Raw genomic sequence first — 23077 nt, forward strand, 5'->3', positions numbered from 1 at the left:
ATCGCAGGAGGGAGCAACATGGGCGGTTTCTCATCGGAGTTGGCAGCGGGGCTGCGCGCGCTCGTGTCTCCGTACGGCGTCGTCAGCGAGGTGCGGCCCGGAGCGCCGGTCCGGGGGCTGGCGGGGCTGTCCCTCGCCTCGGCCCGGGTGAACGGCGCGCCGGGTGTCGAACGGCCCGAGGAGTTCGGCGGCGCGGGCCGCAGTCCGGCCGGGCCGGACGACGCGGAGCTGATCGCCGTCGCGGAGGCCGCCGAACGCTACTCGGGGGCGGACTTTCCCGGCGATGGCGAGCGGTGGGCGACAGCCGCGGAACTGGACGGGCCGGTGCTGGACATGACGGCCGTGCCCCGTTGCTCGGAGACCGAGTATGCGAGTGGTCACTGCCCGGTCGTCCCCTTCCGGGCCGAGGAGCCCATCCGATGGCAGCGCGGGCTCGACATGGCGTCGGGGGAGGCGGAGTGGGTGCCGTCGGTCATGGCACGGCACGGCATACGCCGCCCGGCACCCGCGGAACGGTTCTGGAACCGGATCTCCACGGGCTACGCGGTGCACTCCGACCCGGCCGAGGCCCTGCTGCGCGGTCTGTGCGAGGTGTGCGAGCGGGACTCCGCCGCACTCGTCTGGTTGCAGATGCTGCCCCTGCCACGCCTCGGGTTCACACGCCCCCCAGCGACGCTCTCCGCCCTGCTCGACCACTGCGCACGGCACTTCGTCACGACGCACTTCTATGACGCGACGACGGACGTCGGAGTGCCTGCCGTCTACTGCGTGCAGGTCGCCGAGTACGACGACGCCTGCCGCCGCTCGGTCGGCTGCGCCGTCGGCCGTGACCTGACCGAGGCGGCGGAGAAGGCCCTGCTCGAAGCAGTTCCAGCGCGTGCCCTGTTCCACCGTGCCGATCCCGACAGCCACGCCCTGGTCATGGCCGGAGCGCAGTACATGGGCAGGCCGGAGCGGCGGCACGCCTTCGACTTCCTGCTGGAGCAGCGCCGTACCCGCCGGGCGGAGGACGGTGCGCGGCTGCCCAGGGATGCCCGAAAGGCCCTGGCGCGGGTGGTCGGTGCCCTTGCGGAGCGGGGCATGCGGGCGGTGGCCGTGGACCGGACCACACGCGAGCTGGCGGCGGCGGGACTGACGGCCGTGTGCGTCGTCGTACCGGGGCTGCAGCCTCTGACGTTTCACCGTTACGGGCAGTACCGGGCACATCCGCGCCTGTACTCGGCGCCCGTGGCCATGGGATACCCCAGCCGGCCGGAGAAGGAGTTGAATCCATGGCCCCAGCCCTTCCAGTGATCGCCACGGGAGCCTTCGGCGAGCGGGTCGGCCGGCTGCTGGTCGAGACCCGGCCGGGATCCGAGGTGCTCCCCGTCTCCCGACTCGCCCGTGCGTTCGGCGAGTTCCGTGGTCCCGTCGTCCTGGCGTCCTGGCGGCCCGAGCTCGCCCTCTGCGAGGAGATCGACACGCTGGCACACGCCACCGAGCGGCCCTGGCTCCCGGTTGTCCTGGAGACGGCGGCCGTCCGGGTCGGACCTCTGATCAGTCCGCCGTACGCCCCCTGTTTCCGCTGTTACCGGCTCAGGCGCGGCCAGCACGACCTCCAGGCGCGGACGACCAGGCTCCTGACGGACCGTTATGACCGGGATCCGCACTGCGGCCCCGGTGGGTTCCTGCCCCATCACGCCAGGGCCGCCGCCGCCGTGGCCGCAGCCCATGTGGACGGCGCGCCCGGTACCGGCCCGGGGTGGGTGAGCACGGTTCGCCTCCGGCGGTGGGACGTCGATACACACCGCGTCGTGCCGTGTCACGGGTGTACGCGGTGTGGTGACCGCGGTGCCACGAACCCGGAGCCGAACCGCCTCGGAGCGGTTCTGCCGGCCCTGTCGCCGCGTCATGACCCCTTGGAGGTGCGGTGACGAGCCGGGGCATGTCGGCTTCGAGAGCCGTGCCGGCCCGTGAAGGGGCACGGCCTGCGCTCTGCCGTGGGCTGGTGCTCGTGGAAGTTCCGTACGGGCTCGTGGTGGAGGGCGGCCCGAAGCGCATGCTGGTGAGCGGCGAGGCGGCTTCCGGGTTCCTTTCAACGCTGCTGCCGCTGCTGGACGGACGGCATGACGTGGACGAACTGTGTTCCCTTCTCGCCGCCGATCCTGCCGACCTCACCCGGGCGCTGGAGCTGCTGGACGACTGGGGCGTACTGGAACCGGGTGGCCGGACGCAGGAGGAGCAGAGGGAGGGCGTGCCGGAGGACACCGTCGCGTACTACTCCCGTACGGCCGCCCTCACGGGTGGACATGCGTCGGCCGAGTCGGTGCTGGACGAGCTCTCCCGGTCCCATGTTCTGCTGGTCGCCGAGCAGCGCCTGGCCCGGATGCTGATGGAGGACCTGGCCGTCACCGGGGTGGGCAGGGTGTCCACCGGAGACAGCGGATGCGCAGTTCCGCGGGACTGCGACCTCGTGGTGGTGGCCGACCGGCCCGGTGCCGCGGGGTGCCTGGCCGACTGGGTGGCCGCGGCCTGGGCCGACCGCGTCCCCGTCCTGCGGCTCGCTGCCCGGGACGGTGCGGTTGAGGTGGGACCGTTGTTCTGGCCGGGTCGGTCGGCATGCGTCTGCTGCTTCCGCCGAGGCGGCGGTCCCGTTGGTGCCGCGGGTGGCGACGAGATGCTGCTGGCCTCGGCCGCGGTCATGGAAGTACTGGCCGTCCTCGCACGGACCACGCCGGTGAGGACCCTCGGTGCCCGGGTGCGCACCGCTACCGGAGGCGTCCGTACGGAGCGTCACCTCTTCGCGCCCGACCCCTCGTGCACCGTGTGTGGGGACGGCCGTGACGGGGCGGTCGGCGACGCCCGGTGGCTCATCGAGGCGTATGAGCGGCAGCTGGCGCTCCCGCCCGGTCGACTGACCCCCATGCCGCCGGTGCTCGCTCCCCGACGTCATCAGGTGCGCCAGGCGTCGCGGCGCCGCGCCCTGCCGTACACGTCGCCCGCGGTGCTGCTGCCCGGCCCCCCACGGTCCGGCCGGCCCGGCCGAGATCTCGGCCGGGCCGGGGGGCCGGTCAGGGCGCTCGCGGAGATCCTGCCGCAGGTGGTGGGGCCGACAGCCGCGTGCGACGTCGGCCGCGGCCAGGACGAGGACGGCCCGGTCTCCGTCGCCGCGTACGTCATGACAGATCTGCTCGGCCAGGAACTGCCCGGCCAGGTCTTCCGGTACGACGACCTCGACCACCGGCTGTTGTCCTTGCGGGCCGATTCCCCACCGTGGAGACAGGCCGTGCTGTCCGCCGGTCCGGATGTGGCCGGCCTGGACGCGGTGATCGTTCTCGTCGCCGACGCCGGTGCACTCGCCGCGGAGTTCGGGGACAGCGCCTGGCGGCTGGGACATCTGGACGCCGGTGTCGCGGCGATGCGACTGGCCCTCGCGGCGCGGGAGGCTCAGATTCCGCTCGCCTGCGGACTCGGCTGGAGCGAGTTCCTGCCGGCGGTCCTCGAACTCGACCCGACGAGAGAGAGCGTGGGCGCCGTGGCCGGGCTGGTGGGCGGTTCGGGACTACGGGAGGTGCGGGGATGACACCTCCGTCGATGGCCGACGCGGTCGCCGCGGTGGAGCGGGCATGCCGTGCCGGACGGCCCGCCCAGCGCGCCGAGCCTGAGCGTCGGCCCGGGGCGACGGGGACCTCCTGCGTCGCGGGGGAGGTGGCGGCCGTGCTGGACATCGCGTTCCGGTCCCACCGGCCGGCCGTCCCGGACCAGACTCCGTACGGGATCCTCGCGGTGACGGGCCACACCGGACCGGGCACGGCGCATGCCGTGTTCGCCAGGGCCGACGCCGTGGTGCCCTTCGAGGCGGACCCCTCCTGGACCGGCGCGCTCGCGGAGGCGCACCCGGACGTGGACCGGCTCTTCCTCGTCTGCGCCGATCTCGGAAGAGCAGCCGGACCGTGGACCGGTGCGGCCTACCCGGAGTCGCTGGTAGGGGCGGGAGCCCTCGCGCACAGTCTGCGGCTGGCGGCGTCCCGCCCATGGCCCGGTGCCCGGATCCACACCGGCAGCCACACCCCCGTGACCTCGGCCGTACGACGACGGCACCCGGGGATGTGCCACCTCGTCACCGTCTCCACCGGCCCTCACGATCGGAGCACCACATGACCGAGACAGTTTCCGCAGCCGGAGTCCCCGACGGCGCCGGATCCGTCGGTGCCGGACATCCGGACCCACTCTTCATCCTTTCCCCGCCCCGTTCGTTCTCCACGATCACCCTGGCTCTCCTGGCCGGGCACCCGCGGATCTTCGGCTTTCCCGAGATGCTGGTCTTCGCCAACGACACGGTGGGCGATCTCGTCGAAGAGGGCGGCACGGAGGCGGAGCGGTTTCCGCCGGCGTACCGCAGGACCCGCCTGAGCGGGGTCTGCCGCGCCCTTGCCCAGGTCCACGAGGGGGAACAGACGGCGGATGCGATCGCCAGGGCCGAGCGGTGGCTGAGGCAGCGCCCCGACTGGCCGATGCCCAGGGTCCTGGACCACCTGCTGGAACTGGTCGGTCCGCTGATCGGGGTGGAGAAGACGCCCGACACGGTGGCCACGGACGAATCCCTCGACCAGTGTCTGCGCAGTTATCCGAACGCCCGCTACATCCACCTGACCCGGCACCCCGTGACGACTCAGCGCTCGATGCACAGCCAGAACCAGCAGTACCTGACGCACCGGAAGGTGCGCGTGGTCGGAGCCGCCTCCTCCTGGTACCTGTCGCACCGGCGGATCATGCGGGCGCTCGGCGGACTCCCGCAACGCCAGTGGATGCGGATCCGCGGCGAGGACCTCGTCAACGAGCCCCGGGTGTGGCTGAGCCGGATCCTCGACTGGCTCGAACTGGACAGCGGCGAGGCGGTCCTCGACCGCATGGTGCACCCCGAGTCGTGGCTGTTCGCCGACAACGGCCCCGAGGGAGGGCTGTTCGGAGGCGACCACAAGTTCTTCAGTGCGCCCGAGCTCCGGCCTGTCCCCGATCCCGGACCGGTTGAATTCGACCCGGAATGGGACTTGCCGGACGAGATGTACAGGCGAATGGCGGCATTGGCACACGAATTGGGCTACTGACCCCGATCTCCGGAGAAAGGAAATGCTGCATGGGGAGCAGGTGCTCTTTGCCGGTCAGGTCCCCGCCTGGCGGCGGGATCCGGCCGGTTCCGAGAAGAAAAGACTGGAAAGGGGAATTCTGTGGGTAACTTCACGATTCGCGATGTGTCCGAATCCGGCTGGGAGTCGCTCGTGGCGACCGCTCTGACGGGCATCGAGGAGAGTCCGGGCTGGACCGACTGCTGGCCGACCGGTGGCACCAGCGGCGCGTGCTGCACGACATCGCCGGCTGCACCCGAGCCGGGCGTCTGAGCGAACATGCACTGAATAGGGCGCGGTATTCCGGATTCCATGGGATTTGGGATACCGCGCTCCGCTGTCTGTCCGCGGTGCCGTGGCAAGCGTATGGCAAGCCGACGGCTAGAGCGTGCTGCCAGAATTGTGGGCGTTGGAATTCTTTTGTCAAATCGGCGTGTTGGGGGGTTTGGAAGGGCAGGGCGGGCAGGGAGTCTTACGAACAGCGGGGAGTTTCGGTGTCAATAAACTTGACGTTCCAGATTCTTGGTGTGGTCGAGGCGCGTATCGGCGCCGATCTTGTCCGGCTCAGCGGAAAACAGCGGTCTCTTCTGGCTGTGCTGTTGCTGCAGGCCAACTGTACGGTGACCAACACGCGCCTCATGGACGCCGTGTGGGGCAGACCGCTGCCTGTGGCCCCGGAGACCCGGGTGCGCACCCTCGTCTCCGAACTGCGGCGTGCACTGTCCCGTCACGGGTTCGACGGGATCCAGACCAAGCCCTCGGGCTACGTGATCCGCGTCGAGGACGGCCAACTCGACCTGAGCGTCTTCCTCGCCAAGGTCCGGCAGGCGCGGGAGGAAGTGAGCAACGGGGTGCCGGGTGCCGCCCTCCACGCGTACGACGAGGCACTGGCGCTGTGGCACGGTACCGCCCTCACCGGGGCGAGCGGTCCCTTCGTCGATGCCGAGATGACACGTCTGGAAGAGATCCGGATGACCGTCATGGAAGAACGCTTCGGTGCTCTGCTTCAACTCGGCCGCCCCGCCGAGGTGGTGACCGACCTGAGCCGGCTCGTCCTCCTCCATCCGTTGCGCGAGGGCCTGCATGCCCAGCTCATGACCGCCCTCTACCGCTGTGGTCGCCGCAGCGAGGCGCTGGATCTGTACCGCTCACTGCGCAGCCGGCTGGTACGGGAGCTGGGCATGGAGCCGCTCACCGAACTGCGCGATCTGCAACAGCACATGCTCAGCAGTGAACCCGTCCCGACCGCGGCACTGCACGACCAGCTCACCGGGCCGGTGCACGCACGGCGGCGCTGAAGGGGGAGAGGACGGAACAGCGTTGTGTTGACGAGCCTGTTGCACACCCATGTCCGCCGACGCCTCCCTTCGCTCGTCCTGGTCCTGGCGCTCCAGCTGATCCAGACCATGGCCGCCCTGTCACTGCCGACCCTCAACGCCGACCTGCTCGACCGGGGTGTGGTGCCCGGCGACATCGGCCACGTCCTGCGCACCGGGGCCTGGATGGCCTCCGCCACCGTGTTGCAGCTGGCGGCTTCCGTCGGCGCCGCCTGGCTCGGTGCCCGTGTCGCCCTGGACATCGGCCGGGAGCTGCGCGCGGCGGTCTTCGGCCGGGCCTTGACCGGTGCCGTGCACGAGGTGGGCCGCGTCGGGGTGTCCTCGCTCGTGATGCGAACCACCAACGACGTCCAGCAGGTGCAGATGTTCTGCCTCACCCTGTGCACGGTCATGGTCATGGCACCACTGATGTGTCTCGGCGGGATCGTGATGGCGTTGCGGCAGGACGTGGTGTTGTCCGGGGTCGTCGCGGTGGTGGCACCGCTGCTGGCACTGGCGGTGGGCTGGGCCGTGCGCCGAGCCCGCCCGCTCTTCCGGGACCTGCAGCACCGGCTCGACATCAGCCACCGCCTCCTGCGCGAGCAGATCACCGGCGTGCGGGTGGTCCGGGCGTTCGTCCGGGAGGGCCACGAGCGTGTGAGGTTCGACCGGGCCAACACCGGCCTGCTGGAGGCGGCGCTGCAGACCGGACGCCTCATGGCGGTCCTGCAGCCCGTGGTCCTGATGGTCGTCAACGCCTCCACGGTCGTCGTGGTCTGGGCCGGCGGACACCGCATAGCCGACGGCACCCTGCGGGTCGGCGCCCTGACCGCCTTCCTCACCTACCTCGCCCAGATCCTGAGCTCGGTGATGGCGGCGGGCTCCCTGTTCGTCCTGTTGCCCCGCGCCGAGGTCAGTGCGGAGCGGATCCGGGAGGTACTGGACCTGACACCTGGCCCGTCCCCGACCGCCGCACCCGGCGAACGCCTCCCGCGGAGCGCACTGCGAGGGGCCGCGGCACACGCTCTGGAGCTGAGTGGCGTCGAATTCCGCTATCCAGGTGCCGAGGAGCCGGTGCTCCGCGACGTCACGCTCACTCTGCGGCCTGGCGAGGTGCTCGCCGTCACCGGGTCCGCCGGGGCCGGCAAATCCACGCTGCTCGACCTGATGGTGCGCACGTTCGACCCGACGTCCGGCACCGTCCGGCTCGGCGGCACGGACGTCCGCACGCTCGGCCGGGCCGAGTTGGCGAACGCCATCGGCTACGCGCCGCAGCAGCCCCACCTCTTCTCGGGCACCGTCGCCTCGAACCTCCGGTACGCCGAGCCCGAGGCCGGCGACGAGGAACTGTGGCGGGCGCTGCGCACGGCCTGCGCCGACACCTTCGTGACCGGGCTCCCGGGCGGCCTCGACGCCCCGGTGCTCCAAGGCGGGAGCAACCTCTCCGGAGGACAGCGGCAGCGACTGGTCGTCGCACGGGCGCTGGTGCACCGGCCCGCGCTCTGTCTCCTCGACGACCCCTTCTCGGCGCTCGACCAGGCCACGGAGGCGCGGCTGCGGACGGCCCTGGCCGGGGAGGCGATGACCGTAGTGGTCGTCACCCAGCGGGTCTCGGCCCTGTGTTCGGCCGACCGCGTCGCGGTGCTCGACGAAGGCCGGCTCATCGGCGTCGGCCCGCACGCCGACCTGCTCGACTCCTGCCCGACGTACCGGGAGATCGTGCTGGCCTCGACCAACAGGGAGGCCGTCTGATGGCCGCCGACGGTACCCATTCGGGGGCGGCGGGGCGGCCGTCCCCCACCTTCCGGCGGACCGCCGCCCGTCTGCTCGGTCTGCTCGCGCCGCGGCCACGACCGGTGCTGCTCGTGCTGGCCCTCGGTGCCGCCTCGGCCGGACTCACCGCGCTCGGACCGAGACTTCTCGGACATGCCACCGACCTCGTCGTCGACGGATCGTCCGGCGCCCGGGCCGACGCCGGTGTCCCGTTCGGGGCGGTGGGCCAGATCCTGGGCTGGGCGCTCCTCGTCCATGCCGTTGCCGCGATCTGCACGCTGATGCAGGCCCGGGTCGGTCTCCGCATCATCGGCCACCTCGTCCACGACCTGCGCGCCCGCGTCGAGCGTAAGACGGAGCACCTGCCGCTGAGCCATCTCGACGGCCGGCCTCGCGGAGACACCCTCAGCCGGGCCACCCACGACGTCGACAACATCGCGCAATCCCTGCAACAGACGCTCGGCCAGTTCGTCGGGTACACACTGACGGCGGTGGGTGTCGCCGTCGCGATGGCCTGGACGTCGCCGTCGCTCACTCTCGTCGCACTCGCCACGGTACCGCTCTGCGGGACGGTCGTGGCACGCCTGGCCCGGCGCGCCCAGCGGCAGTTCAAGGCTCAGCGCGCAGCCACGGGCGCACTCACCGCGTACGCCGAGGAGACGTACTCGGGACACGCTCTGGTCACCGTCTTCGGCCGCCGGGAACAAGCCGAGCGGCGGTTCGCCCGGCACAACGCGGACCTCCACCGGGCCGGCCTGAAGGCCCAGTACGTGTCGGGTCTGATCCCGGTGGCCGTGGCCTCGGTCGGGAGTCTCACCTTCGTCGCCGTCGCCGTGGTGGGCGGGCTGAGAGTCGCCGCGGGTGCCCTCACCATCGGCACGGTCCAGGCGTGCGTACAGTACGCCCGGCTGCTGGGCCAGCCGCTCGGCCGGTCCGCCGGCACGGCCAACCTCGTGCAGTCGGCGGTGGCCTCGGCCGAGCGGGTCTTCGAACTGCTCGACGCGGAGGAGGAACTGCCCGACCCGCGGCCGGCGGCCCGGCTCAGGGAGCCCGTGCGCGGCCACGTGACCTTCGACCACGTCAGCTTCTCCTACGACCCCGCACGGCCCCTCATCCAGGACCTCTCCCTCACCGCCGAACCGGGCACCATGACCGCCCTGGTCGGGCCCACAGGATCGGGCAAGAGCACCCTGGTCGACCTGCTCCTGCGCTTCCACGAGGTCCACGACGGGCGCATCCTTCTCGACGGGACGGACATCTCCCGGATGCCGCGCGGCGAACTGCGCAGGCACATGTGCACGGTTCCGCAGGACACCTGGCTGTTCACCGGGACCGTCGCCGAGAACATCGCGTACGGCAGCCCGCGCGAGGTCACTCGGACGCAGGTCGTCGCGGCGGCCCGCGCCGCGTGCCTCGACCGTCCTGTGCGCGCCCTGCCGCAGGGGTACGACACGCTGATCAGCGAGCACGCCACACAGCTCAGCGCGGGGGAGAAACAGCTCGTCACCATCGCTCGGGCCTTCCTGGCCGACGCCCCTGTACTGGTCCTGGACGAGGCGACCAGCGCCCTTGACGCGCGCACCGAGGCACTGGTCCAGGAGGCGATGCGTGGACTGCGTGCGGGACGCACCAGCCTGGTCGTCGCGCACCGCCTCGCCACGATCCGCGACGCCGACGCCGTCCTCGTCATGACAGACGGCCGTATCGTCGAACGGGGCAGGCACGCCGACCTGCTGACAGCACAAGGCGCCTATGCGGAGCTGTACGAGGCCGGGTTCAGTCCTTCAGGACACAGCGCACCGGAAAAAGCTTGAGCCCCCCGGAGAACGTCGTCGTCAGCCGTACCGGTGGGCCGGCGACGGTGGCCGACACCAGGCGGGGGAGCAGCGCGGCGAAGAACTCCTCGATCTCCAGCCGGGCCAGCGCCGCCCCGAGACAGTGGTGTACGCCGTATCCGAAGGCGAGTTGCCGGTTCGGCGTCCGGCGCACATCGAACCGGTGGGGGTCGGGGAAGACCGACTCGTCACGGTTGGCGGACGGATACGACAGGAGTACGGCCTCGCCCGCGCGTATCCGTACCCCGTGGAGGGCGTGGTCCACGAGCGCGGTACGCATGATCGCCTTCACCGGCGTGACCCAGCGGATCATCTCCTCGACGGCGTCGGGCAGCCGGGCCGCACCGTCGCGCAGCGCGGTCGTCTGGCCGGGGTGCTCGGTCAGGGCCAGCAGCCCGCCGGCGACGGTGACGCTCGCCGTGTCGTGCCCGGCCATGAGGAGGATGACGAACTGTGACAGCACCTCGTGGTCGTCGAGCAGCCGTCCGTCCACCCGCGCGTTGGCGATGACCGAGGCCAGATCGTCCCTGGGACGCGCGCGCCGGTCCGCCGTCAACGCCAGGAAGAAGGCGTAGAACTCCCGCATGGTCGCGGTGCGCTGCTCCGGTCTCATGGACCGGCGTGCCGCCGGGGTGAAGCGGCCCACCGTCGCCGCCTCGGAGCCGTCCAGCCCCAGCAGGAGGAGCAGCACGTCGAGCGCGTAGACATCGGCGACCTCGCCGACGAACTCGCAGACCTCCCCCTGCCGCCCTGCCATCCGGTCCACGGCCCCCCGTGCCAGGTCCCGGATCCGTGGCCGCAACGCGTCGACGGCCTGCGGGGTGAAACCGGACGCGATGATCGCGCGCATCGCCTGGTGCTCGGCACCGTCCAGATGCGCCAACGGGCGCAGCAGCCCCTTCCCCCCGTTGCCGGACACGACCGTTCGGGCCGGGGCCAGCATCGGCCGGGGCCCGCTCAGGAAGACGTCACTGCGCCGCTCCACCTCCCGCACGTCGGCATGGCGGGTGACGGCCCAGAACGGGTCGTAGCCGGGGGGCGTCACCCGGTGGACCGGGGCCTCGCGGCGCAGCAGGTCCAGGGCCCGGTGCAGACGGGCCTCGTCGGCATAGGCGGTCGGGTCGGCGAGGGTCACGCCGGCTTCGGCGACGGACATCGGCACCGGATTTCTCCCCCTTGGCATCGAGAAGCAGGGCCCCGGACTCCTGACGTACGGAATGTGCGGGCCATGACTGAAAAGATATTCTGTCAGGCCGGATGTACACCAGAAAGGGCGTCATTTCATTTGGATACCTCTTTCGTATGTGCCCCGTACATCACGTGAAGAGAATAGTGGGGACCTGCCGTCAGGGGTTCGAGAGGGGGCGGAATTCAGTGATCGTGGTCGGCTACAACGGATTCACGCGGAGCGCCGAACTCTTCGCGAAGCTGTACGGGGCGACGGGAGTGGACCGCCACCAGTTGATCGGACACGATGCCTCTGCCGCCCTCGTGGTGGACGGCGAGGTGGTGGCGGCCGTCGAGGAGGAGCGGCTCAGCCGGGCCAAGAAGACCTCCGACTTCCCCGTCCACGCGATCCGCTGGTGCCTGGGGCAGGCCGGTATCGGCCTCGACGACGTCGATGTCTTCGCCTTCCCCTGGCGGTTCGCGCCGGAGGTCATGGACCGGACGGTCCGGGACATCGCTGACGGTGGAATGCCCGTCGTGGCCAAGTTCGACCAGATCAGCCGGGCCGGGGAGCTCTACACGGGGATGCTCGGCCGGGCCGCCGTGCACGCCGACTTCATGACGCGGATGGACTATCCGCTCGACCCGAACAGGCTCGCCCTGGTCCCGCACCACACGGCACACCTGATGTGCGGCGCCTACGTGGCCGGTGTCCGCGACGCGGCCTTCCTCATCAGTGACGGCCGGGCCGAGACCCGCTCCGCGGTCATGGGTGAGCTGCGGGGCGGCGTCATGCGTGTCTTCGAACAGGGCTCCGTCGGAATGGACGACTCGCTCGCCATGGTCTACGGAAAGATCACCCGTTACCTGGGTTTCGTCCCGAACAACGACGAATACAAGGTGATGGGGCTCGCGGCCTACGCACCCCCGCCGACCCGAAACCCCCTCCTGGTGAACGCGGTACGGATGGATGAGGACGGCTCCTATCGAATATTCGTCCCGGGAGGGAAGGAAGCCTACTATTCTTTCTTCGACACCCTCTTCGAAGGTGACCCCGAAAAGCGCGAGGATCTCGAATTCCGGGTCAAGGTGGCCGGGTTCGCCCAGCACATGGTCGAGGCCGTGACGGCACACCAGGTCAGGGTGCTCGGGGCGGCCACGGAGCTCGACACACTGCTCTTCGAGGGAGGCCTCGCCCTTAACTGCGTCGCCGGCACGAAGATGCTGCGGAGATCGCCCTTCGCGGCGATGGAGGTCGGCTTCGGCGCCAGCGATCCGGGCGTGTCCATCGGCGCGGCGGTGCACGTGGCCGGGCTGCCGAAGCGCCCCGATGCCCATCGCACCCCCTATCTAGGCCCCGCGTACGACGACACGGAGATCCTTTCCGCTCTGGCGGAGCACGAGGACGACGTCGAATGGGTCGAGCTGGACGCGGCGCAGCTGACCGACCGGACGGTGGAGCTGCTGACCGGAAAGAAGGTGGTGGCCTGGTTCCAGGGGCGTATGGAGTACGGTCCCCGCGCGCTGGGCAACCGCAGCATCCTCGCCGACCCGAGGTTCCCCGACATCAAGGACATCATCAACCTCAGGGTCAAGCACCGCGAGCCGTTCCGACCCTTCGCTCCCGTCGTCCTCGCGTCAGAGGCCCCGCGCCTCTTCGACCTGGGGAAGAAGACCGCGTCCCCGTACATGACCTTCGTCTTCCCCGTACGGGCCGAGTACCGGGACCGTATCCCCGGCGCCTGCCACGTGGACGGCACCGCCCGCGTCCAGACCGTCGACGACGCCGCCAACCCCGAACTCGCTGACCTGTTACGCGCCTTCTCCGCGAGCACCGGCGTGCCGTGTCTGCTCAACACGTCGTTCAACGTCGCCGGGGAGCCGATCGTCTGTTCTCCACGGGACGCCCTGCGGTGCTTCCTGAAGACGGAGATCGACCAGCTGGTCATGGGCCGCTTCATGGTGGCCAAGAGGGACGGCGCCTTCCTCGGGGCCCCACCCACAGACTGATCCGCCGCCTCAAGGCGGCGGATCACGGCAGCCCTGACACCGCAGTCCCACCTGCGGCTCCGAACGGCGCTGCCCGCACCACGGCACATCCCGCACCAATCTCTATCAATCAACCCACGAACAGAGGGAGTTTGGCATGACGACTCTGGAGATGCGTCTGCAGATCCTGAACGAGGAACTGGCGGCTGCCGAGCCGAACGCGATCCACCAGGGCATGGCGGTCACGGGCGGGGACATCCTGTCCGACGACAACCTGCCGGGCCTGTGGCAGATCCCGCCGGCCGCCTGCTGACGCGGCCGTACACCCCGGGGGTGCCGGAGCAGAGCTCCGGCACCCCCGGGGATCCACCCCACATCCCGAGCCCACGGAGTCATGCGTGACGACCGAACCTGTCGAGACAACCATCGACGCCGGCGTATTGAAGGGCGTTGACACTCTGTTCGACGGCTACGCCCAGCTCTCCCCTGCCGACACCCTGCTGGTCATCTACACCCCGGACTGCCGGGAACAAGCGTCTCTTCTCATTCTCGCCGCCCGTGACCGAGGAGTGGCCGCCACGGCACTCGGCATGGCCCCCGTCGAGGACCCCGGATTCCGCGAGCGTCTCAGGGCCGCCCTGCCCTCCCGCGAGGGCCTGACCGGCCGTCTGGTCATCATCACCATCGAACGCGACACCATGTCGCACGCCCCCATCCTGCGCCACGAGGTCGACGTCTACGGCGACCAGGTACTGCCCATCCGCATCATCAACGGCAGCTGGGACTTCTTCCGCCTCGCCCTCGGCCCCACCCCCGCGGAACTCAGTGCCATCAACGCCGGCTTGCTCCACCGCTTCCTCGCCGCCAAGCACCTCGCGGTCACCACCAGCTCCGGCAGCGAACTCGAAATCACCCTGGACAACGACCGCTACCGCTGGCTGAGCAACCGCGGCATCTGGCGACCCGGCCACTTCGTCATCCTCCCCGCCGGTGAGGTCGCCACCTACCCTGCCTCGGTCACCGGCCGTTTCGTGGCCGACGGAGCGTTCAACGTCAACAAGGCCGTCCAACTCGACGCACGACTGGGGGAGAGCCCGCTCACCGTCGACCTCAAGGACGGCGACGTCGTCTCCCACTCCTGCGCGGACGAGAAGATCGCCAAGCTCTTCGGACGCTGCATCCAGGTCGACCACGGAAACCATGTCGGTGAACTCGGCTTCGGCACGAACATCGGCATCGACGACTTCATCGGCATGAATTCGCACATCAATGAGCGTCATCCCGGCATCCACCTCGGCTTCGGCCAGCATGGCCAGCTACCCGACGCCGTGGACTACTACACCGACATCCATATGGACCTCATCAGCACCGACGTCACCATTCACATCGACGGCGACCCCATCCCCCTGACGTCCCGCGAGCTGGCGCCCAGCACCCTTCCGCACCCCACCAACGTCAGCGACGAGGACATCGACAGCAACTGCTGCGGTGCCCGGACCCCTCATGTGTGAGCTGTGTTCCGGCCGCTACGCCATCCACCGTGTCAACCGCTGACGGGGCGCCGGTCCTGTCTCCGTCGGGTCCATGTAGTTTCGGAGCCCTGCAACACCGAGGTTGCAGGGCCTGCCGGGTCGGCCGACCCCCATGTGAAACCGGCTGCCGTCCGGTTCCCGCGCCACCCCGCGGACATGGTGACCGTCTCCCGCCACCGGGCACCGAACAGACCGCGCGGCCACTCCTCCGGTATCCCGTCGGCCAGCAGGATCATCTTCTGCGCGCGCCGCAGGTCGGGACCGGGGTCGAGCCCGAGATCGGCGGCCAGCCGGGCTCTGGTCTCCTCGTAGACACTCAGCGCCTCACTCCGTCGCCCTGAGCAGTACAGCACCCCCATGCGTAACAGGGTGATGCGCTCATGGTGCGGGTGTTCCTGTATCAGCTGGTCCAGTTCCTCCAGCAGGCCGCTGTGCTGACCGAGCGTCAGTCTCGCCTCCGCCCGCAGGGTGACCGCCGACAGATACGTGTCGTTCAGCCCGCTTCCCAGACGGTCCATCAGCTCCTGAGGTCCGTCGCCGCCGAGGACGGGGCCCTGCCACTCGCCGAGGGCGCGGTCGAGGAGCGCGATGCATTCCGCGGCGCTGGAGGCGAGGTCCGCACGCCGGGCGAGAGAACGGAAACGGTGGACGTCGACGCGTTGGGGATCACCGTGCAGCGCGTATCCGGCACCCTCGGACGCGATGATGGGTCCCTGGCTGTCGGCGACGACCCCCTGGAACAGTCCGCGCAGCCGCGAAACGTGTGCGTGCAGACTGGCCCGGGCGCTGACCGGCACCACTTCACCGGTCCACAGCAGTTCGATCAGCCGATACGCCGGGACGGAGTGTCCCATGTCGAGGAGGAGCAGCCCGAGCAGCAATCGCTCCCGCCGCCGACTGATCTTGACTGGTACACCGTCTATGCGGGCGTCTACCCGCCCCAGCAGTTTGAAGTCTCCCCGGCCAAGCTCCATGCGGTGATCATCGCCCAGTCGAGTGAGTGTCCGCAAGGAGATATGTGCGCTGGGTCACTCTGCCCCGAAGCGCATGGGTTCCATTCGAGGGTGTGGCGGATGTGAGGGCCGTGGGCGCGAGCCGCCGGAGGCCCTGCCATCCGGGTACTCCCGGGTGACAGGGCCTCCGGCGAAGGCGTGCGTCAGAACTTCGGGTCCGGGCTCTGGGCCTGGACCAGTTCGGCGGCTTCTTCTTCCGTCTCGACCGAGGGCGGGGAGCCGGCCAGGGGCTTGTTCGCGGTCTCCTTCATGCAGGCCACCGCGATCACGCCGACCAGGGCCGCCGCCATCGCGTAGTACGCCGGCATGAGGTTCGAGCCGGTCCAGCTGATCAGGGCGGTGATCACCAGCGGGGTCGTACCGCCGAAGAGCGAGGCCGAGAGGTTGTAGCCGACCGACAGGGATCCGTAGCGGACGTTCGTCGGGAACAGCGCCGGGAGGGCGGCGGACATCGTGCCCAGCATGCAGACCAGGGAGAGGCCCAGCATCAGCATGCCGATCGTGATCGCCGGGATGCTGCCCTGGCGGATCAGGAGGAAGGCCGGCAGCGAGAGGACGAGGAAGCCCACCATGCCGGTCATCAGTATCGGCTTGCGGCCGAAGTGGTCGGAGAGCTTGCCGAACTGGCTGATGATCAGCATCAGGAAGACCATGACGCCGAGCAGGATCAGCAGCCCGTGGGTCTCGCTGTAGCCGAGCTCGTCCGAGAGGTACGTCGGCATGTACGACAGCAGCATGTAGTCGGTGATGTTGTACGCGCCGACCAGGGCGATGCAGAGGATCAGCGTCGGCCAGTACTGGCGGAAGATCTTGGCGAGGTCGCCCTTGGCGGTGGACTCGACGTGGTCGGCGGCCTCCGTGGCGTGGGCCGTGCCGCCCTCCAGCTTCTGGAACGCGGGCGTCTCGTCCAGGCGGAGTCGCAGGTAGAGGCCTACGAGACCGAGGGGGCCCGCGACGAGGAACGGGATGCGCCAGCCCCAGGACTCCATCTGGCCGGTGTCCAGGAGGGCGTACAGCAGGGTGACGAGTCCGGCGGCGCCGACGTAGCCGGCCAGGGTGCCGAATTCCAGGAAGCTGCCGAAGAAGCCGCGACGCTTGTCGGGGGCGTACTCGGCGATGAAGGTCGAGGCACCGCCGTACTCGCCGCCGGTGGAGAAGCCCTGGAGCATCCGGAAGAAGATCAGCAGGACCGCCGCCCAGACACCGATGGTGTCGTGGGAGGGGATGAGGCCGATGGCGAAGGTGCCGATCGCCATGAGGATCATGGTGAGGGCCAGGACCTTCTTACGGCCGATCTTGTCACCCATCGGGCCGAAGAACATGCCGCCGAGCGGCCGGACCAGGAAGGCCACGGCGAAGGTCGCGAACGACGAGAGGAGCTGGGTGGTGTCGTTTCCCGAGGGGAAGAAGACATGCCCGATGGTGACGGCCAGGTAGGAGTAGATGCCGAAGTCGAACCACTCCATGGCGTTACCGAGCGACGCCGCCTTCACCGCCCGCTTGACCGCCTGGTCGTCGGTGATGGTGATGTCGGTCCGACGGAGCCGGGGGTTCTGGCGCTTCCGGATGGCGCGGAAAAGCGCGGGGTGGCGTTTGACCGCATCAGGGTCGGCCGCCTGGTGGGGGTCGGGGGCCGCCATAGCCGGTTCCTTTCGTCGAACGGTGGTGTCGAACGGTGTTCCAGGAAGGGCTTCTGCGCAGTCATGGCGGTTGCAAACCGAATTGGCGGAGGAATGCGATCTCGGTCACATCTTTTTCGTCCGAGACCCCCACGAAGCGGGGGTCAGATTCCGAGGTCCTTGATGATTTTGGCGACGTGGCCGGTCGCCTTGACGTTGTAGAGGGCCTTCTCCACCTTGCCCTCTTCGTCGACCACAATCGTGGAACGGATCACTCCCGTCACCACTTTGCCGTAGAGCTTCTTCTCGCCGAACGCGCCGTACGCCTCAAGGGTCTCCTTGGAGGGGTCGCCGACCAGCGTGACCTTGAGGTTCTCCTTCTCACGGAACTTCGCGAGCTTCTCGGGCCTGTCGGGCGACACGCCGATGACGTCGTAGCCGGCTCCGGTGAGCAGGTCCAGGTTGTCCGTGAAGTCGCAGGCCTGCTTGGTGCAGCCGGGGGTGAGCGCGGCGGGGTAGAAGTAGACGATGACCTTGCGGCCCTTGTGGTCCGAGAGCGAGACCTCGTTGCCGTCGGCGTCCGGAAGGGTGAAGGCGGGGGCGGTGTCGCCGGTCTGCAGTCGCTCGCTCATGTTTCTCCTCGAGTGGCACGCGGGCTGTGTGGCACCGAGCGTAATAGGGGGTGCCGCCGGGTGTGTGGGCGCCTGAGCTGACAGACTGTCGATGACGGTTTACCCGACGACGACCACGGAGGCGGCGCAGTGTCGGATACCAGGACCCCTGCGCAGATCGAGGCGGACATCATCAGCAGGCGTGAGCAGCTTGCGGTGGTGCTGGACGAGATCGGGGTGCGGGTGCACCCGAAGACGATGATCGGCGACGCGAAGGCGAAGGTCGCGTCAACGGTGGACCGGACGGCCGGGCGCGCGTTCGTCGCGGTGAACCGTTCGGTCTCGGATGTGAAGGCGCAGTTCGTGGCGGAGGACGGTTCGCCGCGGCTGGAGCGGGTGATCCCGGCGGCGCTCGTGGTGGTCGGTGCGGTGGCGCTGCTGACGGTGTCCTCGCGGTCGTCGCGGTCTTCCGGGCCGGGGCGGCGCAAGAGGCGCTGAGGCCCGGTTCCTGGCGGCCCTGGGCGTGGGGAGCGGCGCGGGGCAGGTAGGTTTCTGCGCGTGAGCGACAACGGTATGAGCACCACCGACGACAAGCTGCCGATCCGGATGCTGCACGACCGTGTGCTGGTCCGGTCCGACTCGCCCGAGGGCGAGCGGCGCTCGGGCGGCGGCATCCTGATTCCCGCGACGGCGGCGGTCGGCCGGCGCCTGGCGTGGGCCGAGGTGGTCGCCGTCGGGCAGAACGTGCGCACCGTGGAGCCCGGGGACCGGGTGCTGTACGACCCCGAGGACCGTGCCGAGGTCGAGGTGCGGGGAGTGGGGTACGTGCTGATGCGCGAGCGGGATCTGCACGCGGTGGCCGCGGACCGGTTCGAGGGGTCGGTGGATTCGACCGGGCTGTATCTGTAGACAGCGCCGGCCGGTGTGGGCGAGTGGGCCTGGTGACCGTTGTCACCAGGCCTTTCGGCTGTTTGTTGCTAGGGTGGTTCGATCCCGACGAGACGCGCCGTACCGGGTTCCGCAAAGACGACGCACCCGTGTTTTTCGCATGTTTCGTCGTGGAGGTGCCGTCATGGCGTGGGTTCTGCTGGTCGTCGCCGGTCTGCTGGAAGTGGGCTGGTCGATCGGGATGAAGTACACCGAGGGGTTCACCCGCTTGTGGCCGAGTGTGTTCACCGGCCTAGGGATCGTGGCCAGCATGATGCTGCTGTCACAGGCGGCGAAGACGCTGCCGATCGGTACGGCGTACGGCGTGTGGGTGGGCATCGGCGCGGCCGGGGCGGCGGTCCTGGGCATGGTGGTGCTGCATGAGCCGGTGACTGCCGCGCGTATCTTCTTCGTCTGTCTGCTGCTGGTGGCCGTGGTGGGGCTGAAGGCCACGTCCTAGGGCTGACCGCGTCCGAGGAGTCCCTGGTCCGCCGTCACCGAGGCCGCCAGTCTGGCCAGGGCCTCGGCCGAGGGGGAGCCCGGTTCTGTGTGAAGGAACAGGGCTTCCAGGTCGTCCGCGCCGACCACCGAGAACTTCTCGATCAGCAGCTCCAGGTCGCCGACCAGGGGATGCCGGATCAGGAAGTTGCCGCTGCGGGCGGTGCGGACGTCGTGGCGTGCCCACAGTTGGCGGAACCTGTCGCTCTTCAGCGACATCTCACCGATCAGCGCGTGCAGGCGTTCGTCCTCGGTCTCCGTGCCGATCCGGGCACGCAGATGGGCCACCGAGATCGCCGTGTACTGCTCCCAGTCGGGGTGGTGGTTTTGGGCCGCCGGGTCGGTGAACAGGGCTCTGAGCCTGTTCACGCCCGGCACCATGCCTGGCGACAGTTCCTGGGCCAGCGGGTTGGCGGCCAGTACGTCGCCGTACTTGTCGAAGACGATGGCGGGCACGTTGACCGTGCGGAGCAGCAGCGCCAGGCCCGGGGACACGCGCGGTTCCGGACGGGCGTCGCGGCGGCGCGTTCGGGGGCCGGCCAGCGCCATCAGGTAGGCAGTGCTCTCCGTGTCCAGCTGGAGAGCCCTGGCGATGGCGTCTACCACCTGGGCGGAGGGACCCCGGTCGCGGCCCTGTTCGAGGCGTACGTAGTACTCGGCGCTGATTCCGGCCAGCAGGGCCACCTCTTCGCGCCGTAGCCCCGGGACCCGGCGCAGGTTGTTGCCGGGCGGGAGGCCCGCCTCGGCGGGGGTGACCAGCTCGCGGCGTGCGCGTAGGAAGTCGCCGAGGTCGTTGTGCATGGGGTCAACGGTACGACGCGGGGGTGGCCGGGCGCGGGTCCCCGGGTAGCCCTCCCACTACCAGTAACAGCGGGAGCTGCCGCGCGGTGGACGGGCCCGTGAGGATCGGCGGCATGACTACTCGTACTCCTCGCACATGGTTCATCACCGGCGTCAACAGCGGTTTCGGGCGGGAACTGGCCCAGCAGCTCCTGGCCCGCGGCGACCGGGTCGCCGGCACGGTCCGCCGGGAGGGCTCGGTCGACGATCTCCGGGCCGGGTACGGCGACCGCTTCTGGCTCGGCCACCTCGACGTCACCGATCTGCCGCAGATCCGCGAGGTCGTGGATGCCGCCTTCGCGGATCTGGGCCGGGTGGACGTCGTGGTCATCAATGCCGGTTACGGTCTCTTCGGCGCGGCCGAGGAACTCACCGACGAGCAGGTCCGGCACCAGATCACCACCAATCTGCTCGGCTCGATCCAGACGGCCCGGGCCGCGCTGCCCCATCTGCGTGCACAGGGCGGTGGCCGGATTGTCCAGCTTTCCTCCGTCGCCGGTCTCGCGGCGCACGCGGGTGCCTCGCTCTACCATGCGTCCAAGTGGGGCGTCGAGGGCTTCATGGAGGCGCTCGCCCAGGAGGTTGCCCCGTTCGGCATCGGGGTGACGCTGGTCGAGCCGGGCGGCGCGACCACCGCGTTCGCCCGCGGCAGCCTGCGGCTCGGTGAACCGCTGCCGGCCTATGACGGGACGCCTGCCGCGTTCGTGCGCCAGTTCACGGAGGGCCCTGTTCCGTTGCCCGGTGACCCGGCGAAGGTCGCGGCCCGCATCATCGGCAGTGCGGACGAGCAGCCGGCCCCGCTGCGGCTGGTGCTGGGCAGCGACTCGTACGACGCGGTCACCGCGGCGCTGCGTGAGCGTCTCGCTCAGGTGGAGCCGCAGAAGGCCGCCGCCGCCCGGACCGGCGCCGGGCGGTAGTCGATATGCGGCCGCCGGTGTCCCCGGGTGGCAGGGGCACCGGCGGCCGCGCTCCTGTCCTGTCCGGGTCAGGACAGGACCAGCTCGGGTGAGTACATGTCGAGCCAGAGGGCGAGGTCCAGGGTGCGTTCCAGGCCGCGTCGGGACGCCTGGGTGATCTGTGGGGTGTCCCGGTTCGCGGCCTGTCGGACGCGCGCCGGGTCCACGATCTCGAAGACCCGGTGCGAGGGGCGGGACAGCAGGTCCTTGGCGTGGTCCTGGAGCGCCAGGGCGTACTTGGGGTCCTGGGTGGAGGGGTAGGGGCTCTTGACCCTGTCGTACACCGAGCGTGGCAGGACGTCGGCGGTGGCCTCGCGCAGCAGGCTCTTCTCGCGGCCGTCGAAGGACTTCAGCGCCCAGGGTGTGTTGTAGACGTACTCGACGAGGCGGTGGTCGCAGAACGGCACCCGTACTTCGAGGCCGACGGCCATGCTCGCCCGGTCCTTGCGGTCCAGCAGTACGCGTACGAAGCGGGTCAGGTGCTGGTGGCTGATCTTGCGCATCGTGTACTCGAAGTCGCTCTCGCCGTCGAGTCGTCGGATGCCGGAGACCGCGTCGTGGTAGCTGTCCGCGACGTACGAGGTGAGGTCGAGGCCGGTGGTGAGTTCCGGGCGGAGCACGTCGGCGTCCTCGCCGAAGTGCCGGTTGACCTGGGCCAGCCAGGGGAAGGTCTGGGACTTGCGGGCCTCCTCGTCGAAGAACTGCAGGTAGCCGCCGAAGACCTCGTCGGCGGACTCGCCGGACAGGGCGACCGTGGAGTGTTCGCGGATCGACTTGAAGAGCAGGTAGAGCGAGGCGTCCATGTCGCCGAATCCCACGGGGATGTCGCGGGCGCGGATCACCTTGGAGCGCACTTCGGGGTCGGCGAGGGAGTTCGAGTCGAGGACGATGTCGCGGTGGTCCGTGCCGGCTGTGCGTGCCACGTCATGGACGAAGGGTGTGTCCGGGGTGCCGCGGAGCTCGTCGGCGACGAAGTTCTCGGCCTGCCCGACGAAGTCGACGGCGAAGCTGCGGACGGTTTCGCCGGTCTCGCCGAGCTGACGGGCGGCCAGTGCGGTCATCGCGGAGGAGTCGAGTCCTCCGGAGAGCAGGGTGCAGCGGGGTACGTCCGAGACGAGCTGGCGGCGCACGATGTCGTCGAGGAGTGAGCGGACGGTGGCGATGCTGGTTTCGCGGTCGTCCGTGTGCGGCCGGGTCTCCAACTGCCAGTAGACGTGGCGGCGCAGGCCGCCGCGGTCCACGGTGACGACGGTGCCTGGTTCGACCTCGTGCATGCCGTCCCACACCGCATGGCCGGGAGTCTTCACGAAAGTGAACATCTCGCGGAGGCTGTCGAGGGTGACGCGGGGCTGGGCGAGGGGGTTGGCGAGTATGGCCTTGGGTTCGGACCCGAAGACGACTCCGTCGGGTGTCTCGTAGTAGTAGAAGGGCTTGATGCCCATGCGGTCGCGGATCATCACGAGCTTGTCGTGACGGGCGTCCCAGATGGCGAAGGCGTACATGCCGTTGAGGCGTTCGGCGACGGCCTCGCCCCATTCCACGTAGCCGCGCAGCACGACCTCCGTGTCGGAGTCGGTGCGGAACCGGTGGCCTCGTCGTGCGAGTTCCTGCCGGAGTTCGGTGTAGTTGTACGTCTCGCCGGAGTAGACCATGGCCACGGCACCCTGCGGGGTGTCGGCGGTCATGGGCTGGTGTCCGCCCGGCAGGTCGATGATGGCCAGCCTGCGGTGGCCGAGTCCGGCGGGTCCGTCGATCCAGGTCCCGCGGTCGTCCGGGCCGCGGCAGGACATCGTTTCTGTCATCGCGTCGAGTGTCTCGGCCGAGGCCCGCAGGTCACGGTCGAAGGAGATCCATCCGGTGATGCCGCACATCCGGTATTCCTCCTGCTTCCGGTCG

Annotated in this window: 22 protein-coding genes and 1 riboswitch; of the genes, 16 read left to right on the plus strand and 6 right to left on the minus strand. The window is 69.7% G+C overall.

Translation table 11 applies throughout. The annotated features are described in order from the left end of the window. Positions 1-18 precede the first annotated feature (18 nt). From OG623_RS21980 to OG623_RS22020, 9 genes are all read left to right on the plus strand, one after another. Positions 19-1293, plus strand: a complete 1275-nt coding sequence (locus OG623_RS21980) for a YcaO-like family protein (protein ID WP_406148620.1) — start codon at positions 19-21, stop codon at positions 1291-1293. Further along, positions 1272-1913 carry a TOMM precursor leader peptide-binding protein gene (locus OG623_RS21985; protein WP_406148622.1) on the plus strand — a complete coding sequence of 214 codons (642 nt, stop codon included), beginning with the start codon at positions 1272-1274 and terminating at the stop codon, positions 1911-1913. Before OG623_RS21980 ends, OG623_RS21985 begins: the two co-directional genes overlap by 22 nt. A gap of 11 nt (positions 1914-1924) precedes the next feature. Further along, the gene (locus OG623_RS21990; protein WP_406148624.1) at positions 1925-3562 is read left to right on the plus strand and encodes a hypothetical protein; all 1638 of its coding nucleotides are present in this window, start codon (positions 1925-1927) and stop codon (positions 3560-3562) included. Next, positions 3559-4140, plus strand: a complete 582-nt coding sequence (locus OG623_RS21995) for a hypothetical protein (protein WP_406148626.1) — start codon at positions 3559-3561, stop codon at positions 4138-4140. The genes OG623_RS21990 and OG623_RS21995 overlap by 4 nt, the downstream gene beginning before the upstream one ends. After that, positions 4137-5087 (plus strand): sulfotransferase family protein, encoded by a 951-nt coding sequence (locus tag OG623_RS22000; RefSeq protein ID WP_406148628.1) that lies wholly within the window; start codon positions 4137-4139, stop codon positions 5085-5087. The genes OG623_RS21995 and OG623_RS22000 overlap by 4 nt, the downstream gene beginning before the upstream one ends. A 144-nt stretch (positions 5088-5231) precedes the next feature. Then, entirely contained in the window at positions 5232-5378 is a 147-nt protein-coding gene (locus OG623_RS22005) for a hypothetical protein (RefSeq protein ID WP_406148630.1), read from the plus strand. A gap of 221 nt (positions 5379-5599) precedes the next feature. Beyond that, positions 5600-6403 (plus strand): BTAD domain-containing putative transcriptional regulator, encoded by an 804-nt coding sequence (locus OG623_RS22010; protein ID WP_406148631.1) that lies wholly within the window; start codon positions 5600-5602, stop codon positions 6401-6403. Between the two features lie 24 nt (positions 6404-6427). Continuing rightward, positions 6428-8173: an ABC transporter ATP-binding protein gene (locus OG623_RS22015; protein ID WP_406148633.1), complete on the plus strand. Its 1746-nt coding sequence runs from the start codon at positions 6428-6430 to the stop codon at positions 8171-8173. Beyond that, complete coding sequence (locus tag OG623_RS22020) at positions 8173-10008, plus strand: ABC transporter ATP-binding protein (protein WP_406148635.1); 1836 nt, start codon at positions 8173-8175, stop codon at positions 10006-10008. The genes OG623_RS22015 and OG623_RS22020 overlap by 1 nt, the downstream gene beginning before the upstream one ends. Here the strand turns inward: OG623_RS22020 and OG623_RS22025 are convergent. Continuing rightward, complete coding sequence (locus tag OG623_RS22025) at positions 9971-11185, minus strand: cytochrome P450 (RefSeq protein ID WP_406148636.1); 1215 nt, start codon at positions 11183-11185, stop codon at positions 9971-9973. The two genes, OG623_RS22020 and OG623_RS22025, sit on opposite strands and share 38 nt — an antisense overlap. A gap of 218 nt (positions 11186-11403) precedes the next feature. Between OG623_RS22025 and OG623_RS22030 the strand changes: the two genes are divergently transcribed. The 3 genes from OG623_RS22030 (at position 11404) to OG623_RS22040 (ending at position 14696) form a co-directional block, all read left to right on the plus strand. Beyond that, positions 11404-13206: a carbamoyltransferase gene (locus tag OG623_RS22030; RefSeq protein ID WP_406148638.1), complete on the plus strand. Its 1803-nt coding sequence runs from the start codon at positions 11404-11406 to the stop codon at positions 13204-13206. A gap of 136 nt (positions 13207-13342) precedes the next feature. After that, the gene (locus tag OG623_RS22035) at positions 13343-13498 is read left to right on the plus strand and encodes a hypothetical protein (protein WP_406148640.1); all 156 of its coding nucleotides are present in this window, start codon (positions 13343-13345) and stop codon (positions 13496-13498) included. A gap of 85 nt (positions 13499-13583) precedes the next feature. Beyond that, positions 13584-14696: a hypothetical protein gene (locus OG623_RS22040; protein WP_406148642.1), complete on the plus strand. Its 1113-nt coding sequence runs from the start codon at positions 13584-13586 to the stop codon at positions 14694-14696. 32 nt (positions 14697-14728) lie between these two features. On the opposite strand, the gene OG623_RS22045 is transcribed toward OG623_RS22040, so the two are convergent. From OG623_RS22045 to bcp, 3 genes are all read right to left on the minus strand, one after another. Continuing rightward, entirely contained in the window at positions 14729-15691 is a 963-nt protein-coding gene (locus tag OG623_RS22045) for a BTAD domain-containing putative transcriptional regulator (protein ID WP_406148643.1), read from the minus strand. A 182-nt stretch (positions 15692-15873) separates the two neighbouring features. Beyond that, on the minus strand, positions 15874-17370 hold the full coding sequence (proP, locus tag OG623_RS22050; RefSeq protein WP_406148644.1) for a glycine betaine/L-proline transporter ProP: 1497 nt from the start codon (positions 17368-17370) through the stop codon (positions 15874-15876). A gap of 143 nt (positions 17371-17513) precedes the next feature. Then, entirely contained in the window at positions 17514-17981 is a 468-nt protein-coding gene (gene bcp / locus OG623_RS22055; protein WP_406148646.1) for a thioredoxin-dependent thiol peroxidase, read from the minus strand. Between the two features lie 129 nt (positions 17982-18110). On the opposite strand from bcp, the gene OG623_RS22060 reads away from it, so the two are divergent. The 3 genes from OG623_RS22060 to OG623_RS22070 all read left to right on the plus strand — a co-directional run bounded on the left by OG623_RS22060 (position 18111) and on the right by OG623_RS22070 (position 19347). Continuing rightward, positions 18111-18458 carry a DUF3618 domain-containing protein gene (locus OG623_RS22060; RefSeq protein WP_406148647.1) on the plus strand — a complete coding sequence of 116 codons (348 nt, stop codon included), beginning with the start codon at positions 18111-18113 and terminating at the stop codon, positions 18456-18458. 75 nt (positions 18459-18533) lie between these two features. Further along, complete coding sequence (locus tag OG623_RS22065; RefSeq protein WP_362886158.1) at positions 18534-18869, plus strand: co-chaperone GroES; 336 nt, start codon at positions 18534-18536, stop codon at positions 18867-18869. Between the two features lie 66 nt (positions 18870-18935). Then, a riboswitch (guanidine-III (ykkC-III) riboswitch) is annotated at positions 18936-18996 on the plus strand. Positions 18997-19032: 36 nt separating this feature from the next. Continuing rightward, on the plus strand, positions 19033-19347 hold the full coding sequence (locus OG623_RS22070; RefSeq protein ID WP_406148649.1) for a DMT family transporter: 315 nt from the start codon (positions 19033-19035) through the stop codon (positions 19345-19347). Here the strand turns inward: OG623_RS22070 and OG623_RS22075 are convergent. Next, positions 19344-20186, minus strand: coding sequence for a helix-turn-helix domain-containing protein (locus OG623_RS22075; protein WP_406148650.1), 843 nt, complete (start codon positions 20184-20186; stop codon positions 19344-19346). The two genes, OG623_RS22070 and OG623_RS22075, sit on opposite strands and share 4 nt — an antisense overlap. Before the next feature lie 113 nt (positions 20187-20299). Between OG623_RS22075 and OG623_RS22080 the strand changes: the two genes are divergently transcribed. Then, the gene (locus OG623_RS22080) at positions 20300-21142 is read left to right on the plus strand and encodes an SDR family oxidoreductase (protein ID WP_406148652.1); all 843 of its coding nucleotides are present in this window, start codon (positions 20300-20302) and stop codon (positions 21140-21142) included. A 68-nt stretch (positions 21143-21210) separates the two neighbouring features. Here the strand turns inward: OG623_RS22080 and asnB are convergent, their stop codons facing one another. Further along, entirely contained in the window at positions 21211-23052 is a 1842-nt protein-coding gene (gene asnB, locus OG623_RS22085; RefSeq protein WP_406148653.1) for an asparagine synthase (glutamine-hydrolyzing), read from the minus strand. Between the last annotated feature and the right edge of the window lie 25 nt (positions 23053-23077).

The organism is Streptomyces sp. NBC_01012 (assembly GCF_045162755.1).
Classification (GTDB): Bacteria; Actinomycetota; Actinomycetes; order Streptomycetales; family Streptomycetaceae; genus Streptomyces.

Excerpts from the sequence above, each read along its gene's own strand:
- OG623_RS21980 (WP_406148620.1), top strand. The coding sequence starts at position 19 with ATGGGCGGTTTCTCATCGGAGTTGGCAGCGGGGCTGCGCGCGCTCGTG.
- OG623_RS21985 (WP_406148622.1), top strand. The coding sequence starts at position 1,272 with ATGGCCCCAGCCCTTCCAGTGATCGCCACGGGAGCCTTCGGCGAGCGG.
- OG623_RS21990 (WP_406148624.1), top strand. The coding sequence starts at position 1,925 with ATGTCGGCTTCGAGAGCCGTGCCGGCCCGTGAAGGGGCACGGCCTGCG.
- OG623_RS21995 (WP_406148626.1), top strand. The coding sequence starts at position 3,559 with ATGACACCTCCGTCGATGGCCGACGCGGTCGCCGCGGTGGAGCGGGCA.
- OG623_RS22000 (WP_406148628.1), top strand. The coding sequence starts at position 4,137 with ATGACCGAGACAGTTTCCGCAGCCGGAGTCCCCGACGGCGCCGGATCC.
- OG623_RS22020 (WP_406148635.1), top strand. The coding sequence starts at position 8,173 with ATGGCCGCCGACGGTACCCATTCGGGGGCGGCGGGGCGGCCGTCCCCC.
- OG623_RS22025 (WP_406148636.1), bottom strand. The coding sequence starts at position 11,185 with ATGTCCGTCGCCGAAGCCGGCGTGACCCTCGCCGACCCGACCGCCTAT.
- OG623_RS22035 (WP_406148640.1), top strand. The coding sequence starts at position 13,343 with ATGACGACTCTGGAGATGCGTCTGCAGATCCTGAACGAGGAACTGGCG.
- OG623_RS22045 (WP_406148643.1), bottom strand. The coding sequence starts at position 15,691 with ATGGAGCTTGGCCGGGGAGACTTCAAACTGCTGGGGCGGGTAGACGCC.
- proP (WP_406148644.1), bottom strand. The coding sequence starts at position 17,370 with ATGGCGGCCCCCGACCCCCACCAGGCGGCCGACCCTGATGCGGTCAAA.
- bcp (WP_406148646.1), bottom strand. The coding sequence starts at position 17,981 with ATGAGCGAGCGACTGCAGACCGGCGACACCGCCCCCGCCTTCACCCTT.
- OG623_RS22065 (WP_362886158.1), top strand. The coding sequence starts at position 18,534 with ATGAGCACCACCGACGACAAGCTGCCGATCCGGATGCTGCACGACCGT.
- OG623_RS22070 (WP_406148649.1), top strand. The coding sequence starts at position 19,033 with ATGGCGTGGGTTCTGCTGGTCGTCGCCGGTCTGCTGGAAGTGGGCTGG.
- OG623_RS22075 (WP_406148650.1), bottom strand. The coding sequence starts at position 20,186 with ATGCACAACGACCTCGGCGACTTCCTACGCGCACGCCGCGAGCTGGTC.
- OG623_RS22080 (WP_406148652.1), top strand. The coding sequence starts at position 20,300 with ATGACTACTCGTACTCCTCGCACATGGTTCATCACCGGCGTCAACAGC.
- asnB (WP_406148653.1), bottom strand. The coding sequence starts at position 23,052 with ATGTGCGGCATCACCGGATGGATCTCCTTCGACCGTGACCTGCGGGCC.